This is a genomic window from Streptomyces sp. NPDC001407 (genome assembly GCF_042895325.1).
Classification (GTDB): domain Bacteria; phylum Actinomycetota; class Actinomycetes; order Streptomycetales; family Streptomycetaceae; genus Streptomyces.
The window spans coordinates 1-2,746 of the sequence record NZ_JBIAWF010000062.1 but is presented as its reverse complement, the minus strand read 5'-3'; the positions used below and the strand labels follow the sequence as shown (position 1 = coordinate 2,746).

The following is a 2,746-nucleotide window of genomic DNA, read 5'->3' as shown; positions in this document are numbered from 1 at the left end:
TGAGCTTGCTCCGCTTTGACGGACACGTTGGTTGTGTCGGTCAGGCCGCGAGTGCGGCCTCGTACTCGGCAGGGCTGAGGTAGCCGAGGCTGCTGTGCAGACGACGCGAGTTATACCAGCCCTCGATGAAGTCGAAGACCGCTGTTCGGGCGAGAGCCCGGCTGGGCCAGGAACACGTCCCGAGCAGCTCCCGCTTGATGGTGGCGAAGAACGACTCGGCGAGCGCGTTGTCCCAACACTGGCCGGTGCGTCCAACCGAGAGCCTGATCCCGAACTGCGCACTCAGAGCAGAGAATTCGGCGCTGGTGTACTGGGCGGATTCAATTGGTGGTCGCAACACGGGCTTGTTGGAGTGATCGTAGCTGCTCGTCGAGCGTCTCGGCCGGGGTCTTCCACCCGAGTGTCTTGCGTGGCCGGTTGTTGACGACGTTGGCGACGGCCTGGATCTCCTCGCGGCTCCATCTCGACAGGTCGGTGCCTTTGGGAAAGTACTGGCGCAGGAGCCCGTTGGTGTTCTCGTTGGTTCCGCGCTGCCATGGGCTGTGGGGATCGGCGAAGTAGACGGGGATGCCGGTTTCGACTCTGAACGTGGCATGTGCGGACAGTTCCTTGCCGCGGTCCCAGGTCAGCGATCGACGAAGCTGTTCGGGCAGCGTGGTCATCGCTTCTGCCAGGGCGTTCTTCATCGTGACCGCGCCGTAGCCGGCCAGTGCGGGCCCGTTCTTCGTCCGCGGGATTACGCCGTAGCCCTCTTCGCGGGGCAAGTGGATCAGCATGGTGAACCTGGTGGTGCGGTCGACCAGGGTGCCGATCGCCGAGCGTTTCAGCCCGATGATGAGATCGCCCTCCCAGTGTCCGGGAACAGCGCGGCCGTCCGCCTCGGCGGGACGTTCACTGATAAGCACCTCATCGGTGACATGAGCCCAGGCCTTGTGCCGGCTTCGTGCCCTGGGCACCCGCAGGGCACGTCCGGTGCGCAGACAGGCCACCAACTCACGCTTGAGCGCACCACGTCCCTCGACGTAGAGCGCCTGATAGATCGCCTCGTGGCTGATCCGCATGTCTTCATCATCGGGGAACTCGACCGGCAGGCGTCGGGCAATCTGCTCCGGACTCCACGCCGTCACCCAGCGGCGGTCTCCGCGATGCGGCTTGTTCCGTCCCTTCCACGTCGGCCCCGCCGGCCCCATGGGACGGCCATCGGCGTCGGTGATATCACCGGACAGCCGAGCCTGAACATAGTCCCGCAGCCGTGGGTTGCTGACGAGTTTGGCCGTCTTCGGCCGCCGGGCACGGCGTTCGGCGTGCCACTGCGCGGTCGACGCCCGGTAGTCCAACTTGTACGTGCGGGTCGACGCGTTGCGGCGCAGCTCGCGCGAGACCGTCGACGGAGCCCGCCCCAGCCTGCGGGCGATCTCACGGCCGCTGACGCCCTGCGCATGCCAGATCGCGACGTCCTCCCGCTCAGCAAACGACAAGTACCGACCGGATACTTCGGCAGGAAGACATGGATTCACGCCACCAGCGTGCCGAAACCAACGGAACCCCACCGGGCCGGACACGTGCGCGGCCGCGCACGCATCCTCGGTCTTGTCCCCGCGAGCGATCGCCGCCCAGAACCTGACCCTGTCCTCACGCCAGGCCACCGTCGGCCTGCCCGGCGACGGGATCTGCCCGCGGTATACGCGCACCCGCTGCTGCCGTTCCAAGACGCCCATCGCTTCACCTCTCGATCAAGGTGTTGCGACGATCGATTGAATCCGCCCTGGCAGCCGCGATCCGAGTGGAAGACCGCCTCCCCGGCCGGGCGGCGCTGGCGGCAGGCGGCCTTGAGGGCCTCGGCTACCAGCTCGGTCCGCAGGTGGTCTGCGGTGGCCCAGCCGATGACCCGGCGGGTGGCGATGTCGATGACGGTGGCCAGGTACAGCCAGCCTTCGTCCGTGGGGATGTAGGTGATGTCGCCGCACCAGCGGGTGCCGGGGGTGGCCGTGCCCGGGGCGAAGTCGCGTCCGATGAGGTCGGGCCGGGCACCTGCCCGCGGGTCGGGGACGGTGGTGCGGTGCTTCCGCCGGTGGCGGATGCCGTGCAGGCCGGCCGCTCTTATCAGCCGTGCGACACGTCGGCGTCCGCACCGGACATCCTCGCGCAGCAGGACGGCATGTACGCGCGGAGATCCGTAAGTCCCGCGCGAGTGGCGATGGACCTCGTTGATCCTCTCAGTCAGCTCCGCATCCCGTGCCGCACGCGGGCCGGGTGCGGCGGTGCGGCGGTGCGGCGGGAGTAGAAGGCGGCACGGGAGACCTTCAGCAGCTCACACGCCCGTTTGACGTTGTGACCTGCCTGCTTCTCCGCCTCGATGAACGGGTGCACCGTCACCGGGTCTCCGTCGCGAAGAAAGCCGTGGCCCTCTTGAGGATCTCGACGTCCTCGCGCAGGCGGCGGTTCTCCCGCCGCAGCGCGGCCAGCTCGGCCCGTTCGCTGCTGGTCAGGCCCTCGCGCTCGCCCGCGTCGGTCTCGGCCTGGGCGACCCACAGACGCACCGCGGTCTCGGTCAGGTCGAAGTCCTTGGCGACCTGACCGACCGAGCGGTCACCGCGCCGGCACAGCTCAACGATCTCGGCCTTGAACTCCGACGTGAACGAACGGCGAGGACGTGGCTTCTTCTTGGCCATGCTCTCCATGATGGACATCCTTCCGGGGCCGAGGCCCCTGATCTCGGATGTCCGTCAAACCGAACCAAGCCCAG

General features: G+C 67.7%; 5 protein-coding genes. All 5 read right to left on the bottom strand.

Going from position 1 to position 2,746, the window contains the following annotated elements; all coding sequences use genetic code 11:
* Nucleotides 1-40: 40 nt before the first annotated feature.
* The 5 genes from ACFY1P_RS35350 to ACFY1P_RS35330 are packed head-to-tail and all read right to left on the bottom strand — an operon-like array spanning nt 41 to nt 2,681.
* Nucleotides 41-337: a transposase gene (locus ACFY1P_RS35350; protein ID WP_390753007.1), complete on the bottom strand. Its 297-nt coding sequence runs from the start codon at nt 335-337 to the stop codon at nt 41-43.
* Nucleotides 321-1,517, bottom strand: a complete 1,197-nt coding sequence (locus tag ACFY1P_RS35345; RefSeq protein ID WP_390753009.1) for an IS30 family transposase — start codon at nt 1,515-1,517, stop codon at nt 321-323. Before ACFY1P_RS35345 ends, ACFY1P_RS35350 begins: the two co-directional genes overlap by 17 nt.
* The gene (locus ACFY1P_RS35340) at nt 1,514-2,212 is read right to left on the bottom strand and encodes a DDE-type integrase/transposase/recombinase (protein ID WP_390753008.1); all 699 of its coding nucleotides are present in this window, start codon (nt 2,210-2,212) and stop codon (nt 1,514-1,516) included. Before ACFY1P_RS35340 ends, ACFY1P_RS35345 begins: the two co-directional genes overlap by 4 nt.
* Nucleotides 2,213-2,220: 8 nt before the next feature.
* Nucleotides 2,221-2,376: a hypothetical protein gene (locus ACFY1P_RS35335; RefSeq protein WP_390753006.1), complete on the bottom strand. Its 156-nt coding sequence runs from the start codon at nt 2,374-2,376 to the stop codon at nt 2,221-2,223.
* The gene (locus tag ACFY1P_RS35330) at nt 2,373-2,681 is read right to left on the bottom strand and encodes a transposase (protein WP_390753005.1); all 309 of its coding nucleotides are present in this window, start codon (nt 2,679-2,681) and stop codon (nt 2,373-2,375) included. Before ACFY1P_RS35330 ends, ACFY1P_RS35335 begins: the two co-directional genes overlap by 4 nt.
* Nucleotides 2,682-2,746: the final 65 nt, after the last annotated feature.